A 12,666-nucleotide genomic window follows, 5' to 3' on the forward strand; every position below is an offset into this window, starting at 1 on the left:
GCATGCAGATCACTTAATGCTGCAGCCTGGTTAACGATATGTGAAGTGGGTTACAAAATTAACCCCGCAGGATAAATTTGACAGGATCGGTTGAAAATGGCGGCGCGGGTGCCCATCTCTTTTCTTATCATCCTCAGGATGAACGCTTTCTGCTGACCGGCACGCTGCCGTTCAGCCCCTACTTACAGGAGAGTACGGTGCGCTGGATACCGTTATTAGTCTTTTTCGTTCTGGCCTGGATTGAGATTTCCCTCTTCATTCAGGTTGCACACGTCATGGGCGTGCTGCTTACCATGCTGCTGGTGGTCTTCACCTCGTGCATCGGCGTCTCGCTGGTTAAAAATCAGGGCATGAAAAACTTTATGCTGATGCAGGAGAAGCTGGCACGGAATGAAAGCCCGGCCAACGAGATGATCAAAAGCGTGTCGCTGATCATCGCCGGTTTCCTGCTGCTGCTGCCGGGTTTCTTCACCGACCTGCTGGGCCTGTTGCTGCTGCTGCCACCGGTGCAGAAGCATCTGACGCTGAAGCTGATGCCCCATCTGCGCGTCTGGCGGGGACCGGGAGCCGGACCAGATAGCGGCTACACCATGGATGGTGAGTTCGAGCGCAAAGACAGCGATCGCCTTGAGCATCATGACGATCACAAAGATCGTTAACCGCCACTGTCACCTCTGAAAGCGCAACCTTCGGGTTGCGTGAAATTGTTGAAAAAAATGACCCGATCAGCTGTGAGACCGGAGCCGCACAGGGAACAGGGTCAGATCGGAAAGTTGCAAAATCGTCATCCATGACTGCTCGGCCCGCGCCATCCGTGGCGCGGGACGCTTTCCTCTTCTGACCCTGTTTCCTGCGCCCTGAGTTTAGCCGTTGCTGCCAGGGTCATCCTGTTTTGAGTTTGTCAGCACACTGGCGCAACCTTCGGGTTGCGTTTTTTATTTGCCCCATTATCTGTTCAAAAAAACATCACTTATCACTTGTGGGTAAAAAATTTGTTGTCCGCCCCCTTGAAAGTGGGTGGCAGCGGCCCTATCTCTCTGGTCACGAGGCCGGAAGCCATGCAGCCCGGTGTTCAACCCCAAAACTGAATGATTGGACTTCTCAAAGGAGAGCTATCAAATGAAAATTCGTCCATTGCACGATCGCGTTATCGTCAAGCGTAAAGAAGTTGAAGCTAAATCAGCTGGCGGCATCGTGCTGACCGGTTCCGCAGCCGGTAAATCCACCCGTGGTGAAGTACTGGCTGTCGGCAATGGCCGCATCCTTGAGAGTGGCGACATTAAGCCGCTGGACGTGAAGGTTGGCGACATCGTGATCTTCAGCGAAGGTTACGGCGCGAAAACCGAAAAAATCGACAACGAAGAGGTGCTTATCATCTCTGAGAGCGACATTCTGGCCGTTGTTGAAGCGTAATTTTTACGCGTAATTCACTGAACGAAACGAATTTAAGGGATATTTAAAGATGGCAGCTAAAGACGTAAAATTCGGTAATGACGCACGCGTAAAAATGCTGCGTGGCGTGAACGTACTGGCAGACGCAGTAAAAGTTACCCTGGGCCCTAAAGGCCGTAACGTAGTTCTGGATAAATCTTTTGGTGCACCGACCATTACTAAAGATGGTGTTTCTGTCGCACGTGAAATCGAGCTGGAAGATAAGTTCGAGAACATGGGCGCGCAGATGGTGAAAGAAGTTGCCTCTAAAGCGAACGACGCTGCGGGCGACGGTACCACCACTGCAACTGTACTGGCTCAGTCTATCATCACCGAAGGCCTGAAAGCGGTCGCAGCGGGTATGAACCCGATGGACCTGAAGCGCGGTATCGACCAGGCAGTTATCGCTGCGGTTGAGAAACTGAAAGCGCTGTCTGTTCCTTGCTCAGACTCTAAAGCGATTGCGCAGGTAGGTACTATCTCTGCTAACTCCGATGAAACCGTGGGCCAGCTGATTGCTCAGGCGATGGAGAAAGTAGGTAAAGAAGGCGTGATCACCGTTGAAGAAGGCACCGGCCTGCAGGACGAGCTGGATGTGGTTGAAGGTATGCAGTTTGATCGCGGCTACCTGTCTCCTTACTTCATCAACAAGCCAGAAACTGGCGCGATTGAACTGGAATCTCCGTTCATCCTGCTGGCTGACAAGAAAATCTCTAACATCCGTGAAATGCTGCCAGTGCTGGAAGCCGTTGCGAAAGCCGGCAAACCACTGCTGATCATTGCGGAAGACGTTGAAGGCGAAGCGCTGGCAACGCTGGTGGTTAACACCATGCGCGGCATCGTGAAAGTGGCTGCGGTTAAAGCCCCAGGCTTCGGCGACCGTCGTAAAGCTATGCTGCAGGATATCGCTATCCTGACCGGTGGTACCGTAATCTCTGAAGAGATCGGTATGGAACTGGAAAAAGCCGCTCTGGAAGATCTGGGCCAGGCTAAACGCGTTGTAATCAACAAAGACACCACCACCATCATCGACGGCGTGGGTGAAGAAGCGACAATTCAGGGCCGTGTAACCCAGATTCGTCAGCAGATTGAAGAAGCAACGTCTGACTACGACAAAGAAAAACTGCAGGAGCGCGTAGCGAAACTGGCAGGCGGCGTGGCCGTTCTGAAAGTAGGCGCAGCAACTGAAGTTGAAATGAAAGAGAAGAAAGCCCGCGTTGAAGATGCGCTGCACGCAACCCGTGCTGCTGTAGAAGAAGGTGTGGTTGCTGGTGGTGGTGTGGCGCTGGTTCGCGTGGCAGCACAGTTGGTTGATCTGCGTGGTCAGAACGAAGATCAGAACGTCGGTATCAAAGTTGCGCTGCGCGCGATGGAATCTCCACTGCGTCAGATCGTTTCTAACGCCGGTGAAGAGCCATCTGTTGTCGCTAACAACGTGAAAGCGGGCGACGGTAACTACGGTTACAACGCGCAGACTGAAGAGTATGGCAACATGATCGACTTCGGTATCCTGGACCCAACCAAAGTGACCCGTTCTGCTCTGCAGTACGCGGCCTCTGTTGCGGGTCTGATGATCACAACCGAATGTATGGTCACTGACCTGCCAAAAGGCGACGCACCTGATTTAGGCGGCGGCGCTGGCGGTATGGGTGGCATGGGCGGTATGGGCGGCATGATGTAATTGCTGCTGACTGCTTAAGTCATCAAAGAACCCCCGATCGGAAACGGTCGGGGGTTTTTCTTTTTCAGCGTCTGAATGCTGGCAGCAGCAGGAAAACCCATTAACTTTTTTTATGTTCTGCATCATGGTCTGGTCAGAGCGGGATGCTCTAACGTGGATCCCGGCGCGAAATAGCGCGCTCTGAAAGGGATAAACAACAGATTAAGGAAAATAAAAATGCACGATAAATGGGAAATTTATAAGGACGAAGCACACAAGTGGCGCTGGAGAAGAACGGCGCCCAACGGCAATATTACCGGCGCCGCCAGTCAGGGCTACGTTAACAAAGCCGATTGCATCGAAAATGCACGACGTAATGGCTACACCGGTTAAGGGCATCACGCTCTGACATCACCCCCGATCGGAAACGGTCGGGGGTTTTTCTTTTGGGTGGGAAAATAGTATAAGTAAGGCGCAATCGTTCGTCTTTCCTCTTGATATGTCACGCTGTCTGCGGCTGCGCCGACTGATCGACTGGCTTCATTGTAATCACCAGCATCGGCACGCTTGCCAGCCTGCGAGCGGCGTGAAATATTGAGACGATATAACGGGATAAGGGCAATGAATGTGCAGAAAGAAAAATCCTTTTTCTGCTACGCTGCCACCCGACTCTGATGATAATAAATGGGGATTACAATGCGGATTAACCTCTTGCTCGGACTGACGGCTGGCGCGTTATTGCTGGCGGGCTGCAGCAGCTCTACGCAACTCTCTTCAGCAGGACAGCGCGTAACGTTTACCGATCAGCAGCCTGGCAATACCTGTCAGCTTCTGGGCAATATTACCGGCTCACAGAGCAACTGGCTGAGCGGTGCAGGCGGCGAAACCAGCGCACTGCGTGGCGCAGCTAACGACCTGCGCAATCGCGCAGCGGAGATGGGCGGTAACGTGATTTATGGGGCAACCAGTCCGACGCAGAACCTGTTGTCCGCGTTCGCGCCACTCGACAGCAAAATGACCGGCCAGGTCTACAAGTGCCCATAATGTGAATCAGGCAGTCTGCCATATTGAACCGGCCAGCCTTTTGCTGGCCGTTTTTATTCCTGTCGTAACTGTAAATCTAACGGTGTTTTACTTGGCTCTCCGCCAATTTCACGCGCCAGCTTTGGCACCAGATAGCCGGAGACCTGTGACAGTAGTGCACGCACCAGCTGGCGGGCCTCGTCGTCTGACACAAAGAAATGCGCTGCGCCCTGTACCTTATCCAGCACGTGCAGATAGTAGGGCAGGATGCCGGCATCAAACAGCGCATTGCTCAGGGTGGCCAGCGTCTGCGCATTATCGTTGACGTCACGCAATAGCACGCTCTGATTCAGCAGGGTCACTCCAGCACGCTTCAGGCTGCTCATCGCCTCACGCAGCTCATCATCAATCTCCTGCGCATGGTTGATGTGCGTCACCATCACCACCTGTAAACGCGTCTCGCTTAACATCTGACAGAGCTGATCGGTAATGCGCGCCGGTATCACCACCGGTAAGCGGCTGTGGATGCGCAGACGTTTCAGATGCGGGATCTGTTCCAGCGCGGCGATAAGCCAGGCGAGCTCATGATCTTTCGCCATCAGCGGGTCGCCACCGGAGAAAATAATCTCATCCAGCTCGGGATGATCGGCGATATAGTCCAGTGCAGCCTGCCAGCTACGCTTGTTGCCGGGATTATCCTGATAGGGGAAATGACGACGGAAGCAGTAGCGACAGTTGACGGCGCAGCCGCCTTTTACCAACAATAAAGCCCGGTTTCGGTATTTATGCAGCAATCCAGGTACAACGTTGCTTTGTTCATCGAGCGGATCGGTGCTATAACCTGGCACATCAGTGAATTCCTGGCGGCGGGTCAGTACCTGAAGCAGCAGCGGGTCGTGCGCATCGCCTTTTTTCATCCGGCGGATGAACGCATGCGGTACACGTAAGGCGAAAAGACGCCGCGCATCCGCACCTTCAGCCAGCTCAGTGTGCTGATCAAGGGCTAAAATCCGCAGTAATTCATCAGGTTCGGTGACAACATCCGCAAGTTGCTGCAACCAATCTTCTCTGGAAGGTGTTTTTAGGGTTACAATGTGTGCCATTTTTTTGGCTTAGTACCAGTGTCAATTTTCGTAGAGGGCCTTCATGGCGACTTATTCTAGCAACGATTTCCGTCCCGGTCTTAAAATCATGTTCGAAGGCGAGCCGTATGCCATCGAATCCAGTGAGTTCGTTAAACCGGGTAAAGGTCAGGCATTCGCGCGCGTTAAAATGCGTCGCCTGCTGACGGGTTCTCGCGTTGAGAAAACTTTTAAATCTACCGACTCCGCCGAAGGCGCTGACGTAGTAGATACCAACCTGAACTACCTGTACAACGACGGTGAGTTCTACCACTTCATGCATCCGGAAAGCTTTGAGCAGTTCCAGGTTGAAGAGAAGACGGTAAACGATGCAGCGAAATGGCTGCAGGATAACGCTGAATGTATCGTTACGCTGTGGAACGGTCGTCCGATCGCCGTTCAGCCGCCGAACTTTATCGAAGCTGAAGTTATCGAAACCGATCCAGGCCTGAAGGGTGATACCGCAGGGACTGGCGGCAAGCCAGCTAAACTCTCTACCGGTGCCGTGGTGAAAGTGCCACTGTTCGTGCAAGAGGGCGAAGTGGTGAAAGTGGACACCCGCTCTGGCGAATACGTGTCACGCGTGAAATAAGATTCGCAGGCGCATCTTCTGGTGCGCCTTTTTCTTGTCTGAGAGAAAAAATGATCAAGCTGGCAAAATTAATCGCGTTCGCGTTGCTGGTCTCTTCTGCGCTAAGCGCCTGCAACACATTCCACGGTTTTGGCGAAGATGTTTCCCACTTAGGTGGTGCCATTTCGCGTGCGGCAAAATGACCTTAACTGATTGTCCTTTTTAGAGTCCCGCCAGCAGCAACTGCCGGAAATCCGGCTATGCTTAAAGCGCTGTACTTTACATCCATCAAAAAGGACATTGTTATGTTAAAGAAAAGTATTGCTGCAATCTTCTCTGTACTGGTGCTCTCTTCGCTGCTGACGGCGTGTAATACAACGCGTGGCGTAGGTGAAGATGTCGAAGCGGGTGGCCAGGCGATTCAGAACAGCACGAAGTAACCTGTTATTCCAACCGGTACGAAATGCTTTTCGTACCGGCTTGTCAGATTCTGCACTATTTCTGTTTTACCCAGATTAACTCTTCAACCGGGAAACCATCCCGACGCGCCTGCTCAACCAGTTTCTCTTTTACGCCCGGCTCCAGCTGGGGTGTGCGTGACAGTATCCAGAGATAGTGGCGATTCGGTCCACAGACCAGCGCATAGCGGTAGTCCGGATCGAGAGCAATCACGTTATAGCCGCCGTAGAAGGGGCCAAAGAACGAGACTTTCAGAGAAGCCCGCGTGGGTTCACCGGTGAAGTAGGCTTTGCCGACGCTCTCCTGCCAGCGCTGTTTTTTGACGTTATAGCCACGATTAATCACTTTCAGGCCGCCATCTTCACGCGGGCTGTAGTTTGCCGTTACCTGTTCAAGGCCGCGCTCAAAAGGATGATTAAGTCGGGCAATCTCATACCACTGACCGAGGTAGCGCTGGCTGTCAAAGTTATCAACGACCGTAACGTTCTTTGGCGGCGTGGTGCTGCAGGCGACAGAGAGAAAAGCACTCAGGCTGGCAACAACTGTTTTCCATGGAGACATAGTGGGATTCCTTTGTGATTTAACCGCTTAAGTATAGAAGCCGAAACGCTGTTTTTGGCAGCACGGGCATGAGATTGTTTGCCGCAGGCATTGCAGGTAGACTTCCCCCCCTAATTTGTATCAGGAGTCATCACCATGAGCGAAACGGCAAGCTGGCAACCAAGCGCATCCATCGCCAATTTGTTAAAACGCGCTGCTATCTTAGCAGAAGTGCGTCGTTTCTTTGCCGATCGCGGCGTGCTGGAAGTGGATACGCCGGCGATGAGCCAGGCAACCATTACCGATATCCATCTGGTGCCATTCCAGACGCGTTTTGTCGGGCCTGGTGCGGCACAGGGGCGCGATCTCTGGCTGATGACCAGCCCGGAATACCATATGAAACGCCTGCTGGCGGCGGGCAGTGGCCCGATCTATCAGATGGCGCGCAGTTTCCGCAATGAAGAGGCGGGACGTCACCACAACCCGGAATTTACCATGCTGGAGTGGTACCGGCCACATTACGACATGTACCGGCTGATGAACGAAGTCGACGATCTTATGCAGCAGGTGCTGGAGTGTGACAGCGCTGAGTCGCTCTCCTATCAGCAGGCGTTTATCCGCCATCTTGAGCTGGATCCGCTGTCAGCGGATAAAGCGCAGTTGCGTGAAGCGGCAGAGAAGCTGGGTGAAGGTGAGCTGGCGCGTGCAGAAGAAGATCGCGATACCTTACTGATGCTGCTGTTTATGCTGGGTGTGGAACCGAAGATTGGTCAGGATAAACCCTGCTTCGTTTATCATTTTCCGGCCAGCCAGGCAGCCCTGGCGGAGATCAGCACCGAAGATCACCGTGTGGCCGAACGCTTTGAGGTCTATTACAAAGGCATTGAGCTGGCGAACGGTTTCCGTGAACTGACCGACAGCCGTGAGCAGCGTCAGCGTTTTGAGCAGGATAACCGTCGCCGTGCGGCGCGCGGCCTGCCAGTGCATCCTATTGATACGTATCTGCTGGATGCGCTGGCGCATGGCATGCCAGCCTGTTCCGGGGTCGCACTGGGCATTGATCGCCTGATCATGCTGGCGTTAAAAGCGGAGTCATTGAGCGATGTAATCGCGTTCCCGGTTGATCGCTGTTAGAAGTCCGGGTGAAAAGGGCAGGGATGGCCCATCTGATCGCAAAGGAACCCTGCATCCCTGCAGGTCGGCCTCGCCATCCTGGCTCGGACGCTTTGCTCTTCAGATGGGCCACCCCTGCCCGTCAGGCTAATTCATTGCGGTGAGTCTAAGGCCCGGATAATCAGTTGCTGCTGTCAGGAAACTCCTGAATAGTGACCGGCAGCGTCAGTTTCTGATCGTTTCGCAGTACCTGCACATCAATCACTGAACCCGGGCGAATTTCTGCCACCTGATCCATGGTCTCCTGCGCGGAGATGGCTGGCTTGCCATTAACGCTGAGCAGCACATCGTTGGCCTGAATCCCGGCTTTATCCGCTGGCCCATCTGGCGTGACCACGCTGACAATAATGCCCTGAACCCGATCCAGATTGCTGCCCTGTCCATGCAGCGGCGGCAGCTCACGCCCGGTAATGCCGATATAGCCGCGGATCACCCGACCATCACGAATCAGCTTATCCATGATCTTCGAGGCTAAAACGGTTGGAATGGCGAAACCAATCCCTTCCGGGGTTTCACCATCGCTACTTTTATCGAAGGTCAGGGTGTTAATGCCCATCAGCTCGCCTAGCGAGTTAATCAGCGCGCCGCCGGAGTTACCCTGATTGATTGACGCATCGGTCTGCAGGAAGTTCTGTCGGCCTGATGAGCTTAAGCCAACCCGGCCCGTGGCGCTGATAATGCCCTGCGTGACCGTCTGACCGAGGTTATAGGGGTTGCCGATCGCCATCACCACATCCCCGATATGCGCCTGGCGATTTGGATTGATGGGGATAACGGGCAGGCCGGAGGCCGTAATCTTCAGTACCGCCAGATCGGTCATGCCATCGGAACCCACCAGCGTCGCTTCAAAGAAGCGGCCATCCTGCAGCGCCACGATAATCTGATCGGCATTATTGATCACATGCTTGTTGGTAAGGATGTAGCCTTTTGCATTCATGATCACCCCTGAACCCAGGGTGGTGATGCCACGGTTGTTGTTGCCGTGGGCGCTACGATTGTAAACGTTCACAACGGCAGGCACAGCACGGCGCACCCCTTGATTGAAGCTAAAGGGTGTTTCGTCTGTCATATTTTCGTGGTTATAGAGGGCGTCGCTGCCCATACGCAGTGCAGGCAGTGCTGCGAGCAAAATGCCCGCCACAATCAGGCCCAGCACCACGGCACGCAAAAGTTTAAGAAACATGGTGTTAATTACGCCAGGGGAGATCGCAGGGGAGAATAGCATGAGAGCGGCGGACACACACGCGCTTGTGTCCGCCGTAATGCGAGGTTTATCTCAACAACAGATAGATACTTTCATCGCCGCGCACCACATTCAGTGCCAGTACCGGCGGTTTCCCTTCCAGTATTTTACGCATTTCAGCAATGGTCTGAACCCGGTTGCGGTTAACGCCGATAATCACATCATCTTTCTGCAGACCAACCTGTTCAGCCGGTGTGCCTTTTTCGATGGTATCGATTTTCACGCCTTTATCACCGGTTTTAGTCTGTCCATCACTCAGCGTTGCGCCCTGAAGCGCGGGTGACATCAGCTGTGCGCTGGCGGTGGTCTGTGCGCTCTGCTCCAGCGTAACGGTAACCGTTAACGGCTTGCCTTCACGCAGCAGGCCAAGCTTAACCTGTTCACCTGGCGGCGTGGTTCCCACTTTGACGCGCAACTCAGCGAAGCTGGTAATCGGCTTATCGTTGATCGACGTAATGATATCGCCTGACTTCACGCCCGCTTTCTGCGCAGCAGATTGGGGCAGGACTTCAGAGACAAAGGCGCCGCGCTGCGCATCGACATTGAATGCTTTAGCCATATCGGCTGTCATTTCAGTGCCTTTGATGCCGAGCTGACCGCGCTTCACTTCACCAAATTTAATCAGCTGCTGCGCGAGGTTCATCGCCATATCACTCGGGATAGCAAAGCCGATACCGATGTTACCGCCGCTGGAGGCGAGAATTGCGGTGTTGATACCGATCAGTTCGCCGTTAAGGTTGACCAGCGCACCGCCTGAGTTGCCACGGTTGATCGCGGCATCGGTCTGAATAAAGTTTTCCAGCCCTTCCAGGTTCAGGCCGCTGCGACCCAGTGCGGAGATAATACCGGAAGTGGCCGTCTGTCCCAGACCGAATGGGTTACCGATCGCCACCGCGAAATCACCCACTTTCAGCTGGTCAGAGTCCGCGACTTTCACCTGCGTGAGGTTTTTTGCGCCCTGAATCTGAATCAGCGCGATATCGGTCTGCTCATCATGGCCAATCAGTTTGGCTTCATATTCACTGCCGTCGCCAAGCTGTACGTTGATTTTATCCGCACCGTTGACCACGTGATTGTTGGTGAGCACGTAGCCTTTCGCGGCATCGATGATCACGCCAGAACCCAAACCTTCAAACGGCTGTGGCTGACTATTTCCGCCAGGCATCTGACCAAAAAAACGTTTCAGCGGTTCAGGAATATCCTGAGCCTGTGCACCCGAGTCAGTGCCTTCCACATGCACACTGACCACGGCAGGTAACACTTTCTCCAGCATCGGTGCCAGACTCGGCAGCGGCTGGCCCGCAATTTGTGCTGGCAGCGTTGCCATCGCGTCTGGCGCGGCGGCAAGGCTCATCCCAATACTCAGGGCTAATGCGCTAAACAGGCGTGCTTGTTTTTTCATTGCTACAACGCTCTCGCTGCAAAAGGTGGGAGGAATTAATAAGTGTGACAGTCGTTTGCGGTCAGGGTTCGCAAAAACAGCGGGCGCAGACAGGCTGCGCCCCAAAAAGATTAGTCGCGGGCAGGGCGCTCGCCACGCAGTAAACCGGATGCGCCTTCAGAATAGTCGCGCGGCATCTGCACCGGCACCTGATCGTTGTCCGCTTCGGCTTCAGTCAGCTGATAGGCAAACGGATTTTTCTGACCAGGCAGATTCGGCAGCAGGTCATTTGAGCCTTTTGCCATGTGCTGATAGAGCTGACGATAATCACGCGCCATGTTGTCCAGCAGCTCCGCGCTCTGCGCGAAGTGATTGGTCAGCTCTTCGCGATAATCCGCCAGCTCCGCTTTCGATTTTTCCAGCTCGTACTGCATGCTGCGCTGCTCACGCAGCTTTTTGTTGCCAAAACGCATGGCGACTGCGCCGACAATAATACCTACCACTAAACCAATTAGCCCGTATTCCCAGGTCATAATGACTCCCGTGTTATTTCCATTGTTCCGTAGGGCATTGCACCATTTCAATAATAGTCACTATACCCGTTAATCTAATGGATGTGGAACTCTGGAGCAGCATGGCTTAGTGTAGAACGGCCTTTTTTTCAGCAACCGTAGTATGAATCAGACATCATTCAGGGACTTTGAAACAACAATGCAAACCTCAACTCCGCTTGCACGCTATGAGCAGGCGCTGTCGCAGGGCGAATTCAGGCCCGATGACGTACAGCGTGAAGCGATTACCCGTTTAGACGCGCTGCAGCAGGCGCTGGTTGCCCGGCAACAATCCGCCGCGCCTGCCACATCCGGCCTGCTGGGTCGCCTGTCAAAATTGATCGGTAAAGAGAAAAATGAGACGCCACAACCAGTACGTGGACTCTATATGTGGGGCGGTGTCGGTCGCGGTAAGACCTGGGTCATGGATCTCTTTTTTCAGTCTATTCCTGGCAATCGCAAACTGCGTCTGCACTTCCACCGCTTTATGCTGCGGGTGCATGAGGAGCTGACGCAGCTTCAGGGGCAGAGCGATCCATTACTGATTATTGCGGACAAATTCAAAGCAGAAACAGACATCCTCTGTTTTGATGAGTTTTTTGTCTCCGATATCACCGATGCGATGCTGCTGGGCACACTGATGGAAGCGCTGTTTGAACGCGGCATTGCGCTGGTGGCCACCTCGAACATTCCGCCTGATGATCTCTATCGCAATGGTCTGCAGCGTGCGCGCTTCCTGCCTGCCATCGAGCAGATCAAACGTCATTGTGATGTGATGAATGTGGATGCCGGTATCGACTACCGGTTACGCACGCTGACCTCCGCGCACCTGTGGAACTCTCCGCTGAACCAAGAGACGCACGCTGAAATGGCGCGGATGTTTAAAGCGCTGTCGGGCAGCCAGCCTGAAGATGCGCCAGTACTGGAAATTAATCACCGCCAGATGCCGACGCTGGGCGTCAGCGAGGGCGTGCTGGCGATTAATTTCACCACCCTGTGTGGCGAAGGGCGCAGCCAGCATGACTATATTGCGCTGTCGCGCCGTTTTCACAGCGTACTGCTGTATGACGTGCCGGTGATGATCTACAAAACCGAAGATCAGGCACGGCGTTTCCTGGCACTGGTCGATGAGTTCTATGAACGTCATGTGAAGCTGGTGGTCGCGGCAGAAACCTCACTGACCGAGATTTATCAGGGCACGCGGCTGAAGTTTGAATACCAGCGCTGTTTATCCCGACTTCAGGAGATGCAGAGCGAAGAGTATCTGCGTTTACCGCACCTGCCGTGAGAATAATCGGGATAAATACCGAAATAGGGTTCGATTTTTGTAACCGACTTCTCTATAATCTTGCGACCCCACGTTACAGCAAAGGATTTTTTTCCCAAATCCTCTGTGTTCCAGTAACTCTATCCGAAGGGGTGGCTTGCTGGTCAAAATGGTCGTGTGAGCCTCATTCGTTTAATTAAGCGTTTGGGATTTCACCAACGTGTAACTTAATTTGGGTAAGCTTTT

At 53.6% G+C, this 12,666-nt stretch carries 15 protein-coding genes; 10 read left to right on the plus strand and 5 right to left on the minus strand.

Annotated elements, in window-relative coordinates:
• Positions 1–197 precede the first annotated feature (197 nt).
• The 5 genes from AC0T7J_RS14260 to AC0T7J_RS14280 all read left to right on the plus strand — a co-directional run bounded on the left by AC0T7J_RS14260 (position 198) and on the right by AC0T7J_RS14280 (position 4,135).
• The gene (locus AC0T7J_RS14260) at positions 198–659 is read left to right on the plus strand and encodes an FxsA family protein (protein ID WP_010251992.1); all 462 of its coding nucleotides are present in this window, start codon (positions 198–200) and stop codon (positions 657–659) included.
• Positions 660–1,119: 460 nt separating this feature from the next.
• Positions 1,120–1,413: a co-chaperone GroES gene (locus tag AC0T7J_RS14265; protein ID WP_010251990.1), complete on the plus strand. Its 294-nt coding sequence runs from the start codon at positions 1,120–1,122 to the stop codon at positions 1,411–1,413.
• A 49-nt stretch (positions 1,414–1,462) separates the two neighbouring features.
• Entirely contained in the window at positions 1,463–3,112 is a 1,650-nt protein-coding gene (groL, locus tag AC0T7J_RS14270) for a chaperonin GroEL (RefSeq protein ID WP_010251987.1), read from the plus strand.
• Between the two features lie 216 nt (positions 3,113–3,328).
• A complete protein-coding gene (locus tag AC0T7J_RS14275; RefSeq protein WP_473795051.1) occupies positions 3,329–3,484 on the plus strand; it encodes a YegP family protein in 156 nt (51 codons plus the stop codon).
• A gap of 303 nt (positions 3,485–3,787) precedes the next feature.
• Positions 3,788–4,135, plus strand: a complete 348-nt coding sequence (locus AC0T7J_RS14280) for a DUF4156 domain-containing protein (protein WP_010251983.1) — start codon at positions 3,788–3,790, stop codon at positions 4,133–4,135.
• A 53-nt stretch (positions 4,136–4,188) separates the two neighbouring features.
• On the opposite strand, the gene epmB is transcribed toward AC0T7J_RS14280, so the two are convergent.
• Positions 4,189–5,217, minus strand: coding sequence for an EF-P beta-lysylation protein EpmB (gene epmB / locus AC0T7J_RS14285; protein ID WP_473795053.1), 1,029 nt, complete (start codon positions 5,215–5,217; stop codon positions 4,189–4,191).
• A 43-nt stretch (positions 5,218–5,260) separates the two neighbouring features.
• On the opposite strand from epmB, the gene efp reads away from it, so the two are divergent.
• The 3 genes from efp (at position 5,261) to AC0T7J_RS14300 (ending at position 6,246) form a co-directional block, all read left to right on the plus strand.
• Positions 5,261–5,827, plus strand: coding sequence for an elongation factor P (gene efp / locus AC0T7J_RS14290; protein ID WP_008925396.1), 567 nt, complete (start codon positions 5,261–5,263; stop codon positions 5,825–5,827).
• A 50-nt stretch (positions 5,828–5,877) separates the two neighbouring features.
• Positions 5,878–6,009 carry an entericidin A/B family lipoprotein gene (locus tag AC0T7J_RS14295; RefSeq protein WP_003848306.1) on the plus strand — a complete coding sequence of 44 codons (132 nt, stop codon included), beginning with the start codon at positions 5,878–5,880 and terminating at the stop codon, positions 6,007–6,009.
• 102 nt (positions 6,010–6,111) lie between these two features.
• Positions 6,112–6,246: an entericidin A/B family lipoprotein gene (locus AC0T7J_RS14300; protein ID WP_003848302.1), complete on the plus strand. Its 135-nt coding sequence runs from the start codon at positions 6,112–6,114 to the stop codon at positions 6,244–6,246.
• Between the two features lie 55 nt (positions 6,247–6,301).
• Here the strand turns inward: AC0T7J_RS14300 and AC0T7J_RS14305 are convergent, their stop codons facing one another.
• On the minus strand, positions 6,302–6,826 hold the full coding sequence (locus AC0T7J_RS14305) for a lipocalin family protein (protein ID WP_061901835.1): 525 nt from the start codon (positions 6,824–6,826) through the stop codon (positions 6,302–6,304).
• 135 nt (positions 6,827–6,961) lie between these two features.
• Between AC0T7J_RS14305 and epmA the strand changes: the two genes are divergently transcribed.
• The gene (epmA, locus tag AC0T7J_RS14310; RefSeq protein WP_003848297.1) at positions 6,962–7,939 is read left to right on the plus strand and encodes an elongation factor P--(R)-beta-lysine ligase; all 978 of its coding nucleotides are present in this window, start codon (positions 6,962–6,964) and stop codon (positions 7,937–7,939) included.
• A 160-nt stretch (positions 7,940–8,099) separates the two neighbouring features.
• Here epmA and degS read toward each other — a convergent pair whose 3' ends face one another.
• The 3 genes from degS to zapG all read right to left on the minus strand — a co-directional run bounded on the left by degS (position 8,100) and on the right by zapG (position 11,135).
• Positions 8,100–9,161 carry an outer membrane-stress sensor serine endopeptidase DegS gene (gene degS / locus AC0T7J_RS14315; RefSeq protein WP_473795057.1) on the minus strand — a complete coding sequence of 354 codons (1,062 nt, stop codon included), beginning with the start codon at positions 9,159–9,161 and terminating at the stop codon, positions 8,100–8,102.
• A gap of 88 nt (positions 9,162–9,249) precedes the next feature.
• Entirely contained in the window at positions 9,250–10,623 is a 1,374-nt protein-coding gene (gene degQ, locus AC0T7J_RS14320; protein ID WP_473795059.1) for a serine endoprotease DegQ, read from the minus strand.
• Between the two features lie 110 nt (positions 10,624–10,733).
• Entirely contained in the window at positions 10,734–11,135 is a 402-nt protein-coding gene (gene zapG / locus AC0T7J_RS14325) for a Z-ring associated protein ZapG (RefSeq protein WP_003848291.1), read from the minus strand.
• A 178-nt stretch (positions 11,136–11,313) separates the two neighbouring features.
• Here zapG and zapE point away from each other — a divergent pair, with 178 nt between their 5' ends.
• Positions 11,314–12,441, plus strand: a complete 1,128-nt coding sequence (gene zapE, locus AC0T7J_RS14330) for a cell division protein ZapE (RefSeq protein ID WP_473795061.1) — start codon at positions 11,314–11,316, stop codon at positions 12,439–12,441.
• Positions 12,442–12,666: the final 225 nt, after the last annotated feature.

Source organism: Pantoea sp. E956-1 (assembly GCF_982223955.1).

What these genes read in the sequence shown, in the direction of transcription:
- degS (WP_473795057.1), bottom strand. Translation starts at nt 9,161, where the DNA reads ATGTTTCTTAAACTTTTGCGTGCCGTGGTGCTGGGCCTGATTGTGGCG.
- AC0T7J_RS14300 (WP_003848302.1), top strand. Translation starts at nt 6,112, where the DNA reads ATGTTAAAGAAAAGTATTGCTGCAATCTTCTCTGTACTGGTGCTCTCT.
- groL (WP_010251987.1), top strand. Translation starts at nt 1,463, where the DNA reads ATGGCAGCTAAAGACGTAAAATTCGGTAATGACGCACGCGTAAAAATG.
- AC0T7J_RS14275 (WP_473795051.1), top strand. Translation starts at nt 3,329, where the DNA reads ATGCACGATAAATGGGAAATTTATAAGGACGAAGCACACAAGTGGCGC.
- AC0T7J_RS14280 (WP_010251983.1), top strand. Translation starts at nt 3,788, where the DNA reads ATGCGGATTAACCTCTTGCTCGGACTGACGGCTGGCGCGTTATTGCTG.
- AC0T7J_RS14295 (WP_003848306.1), top strand. Translation starts at nt 5,878, where the DNA reads ATGATCAAGCTGGCAAAATTAATCGCGTTCGCGTTGCTGGTCTCTTCT.
- efp (WP_008925396.1), top strand. Translation starts at nt 5,261, where the DNA reads ATGGCGACTTATTCTAGCAACGATTTCCGTCCCGGTCTTAAAATCATG.
- zapE (WP_473795061.1), top strand. Translation starts at nt 11,314, where the DNA reads ATGCAAACCTCAACTCCGCTTGCACGCTATGAGCAGGCGCTGTCGCAG.
- degQ (WP_473795059.1), bottom strand. Translation starts at nt 10,623, where the DNA reads ATGAAAAAACAAGCACGCCTGTTTAGCGCATTAGCCCTGAGTATTGGG.
- epmB (WP_473795053.1), bottom strand. Translation starts at nt 5,217, where the DNA reads ATGGCACACATTGTAACCCTAAAAACACCTTCCAGAGAAGATTGGTTG.
- AC0T7J_RS14305 (WP_061901835.1), bottom strand. Translation starts at nt 6,826, where the DNA reads ATGTCTCCATGGAAAACAGTTGTTGCCAGCCTGAGTGCTTTTCTCTCT.
- epmA (WP_003848297.1), top strand. Translation starts at nt 6,962, where the DNA reads ATGAGCGAAACGGCAAGCTGGCAACCAAGCGCATCCATCGCCAATTTG.
- AC0T7J_RS14265 (WP_010251990.1), top strand. Translation starts at nt 1,120, where the DNA reads ATGAAAATTCGTCCATTGCACGATCGCGTTATCGTCAAGCGTAAAGAA.
- zapG (WP_003848291.1), bottom strand. Translation starts at nt 11,135, where the DNA reads ATGACCTGGGAATACGGGCTAATTGGTTTAGTGGTAGGTATTATTGTC.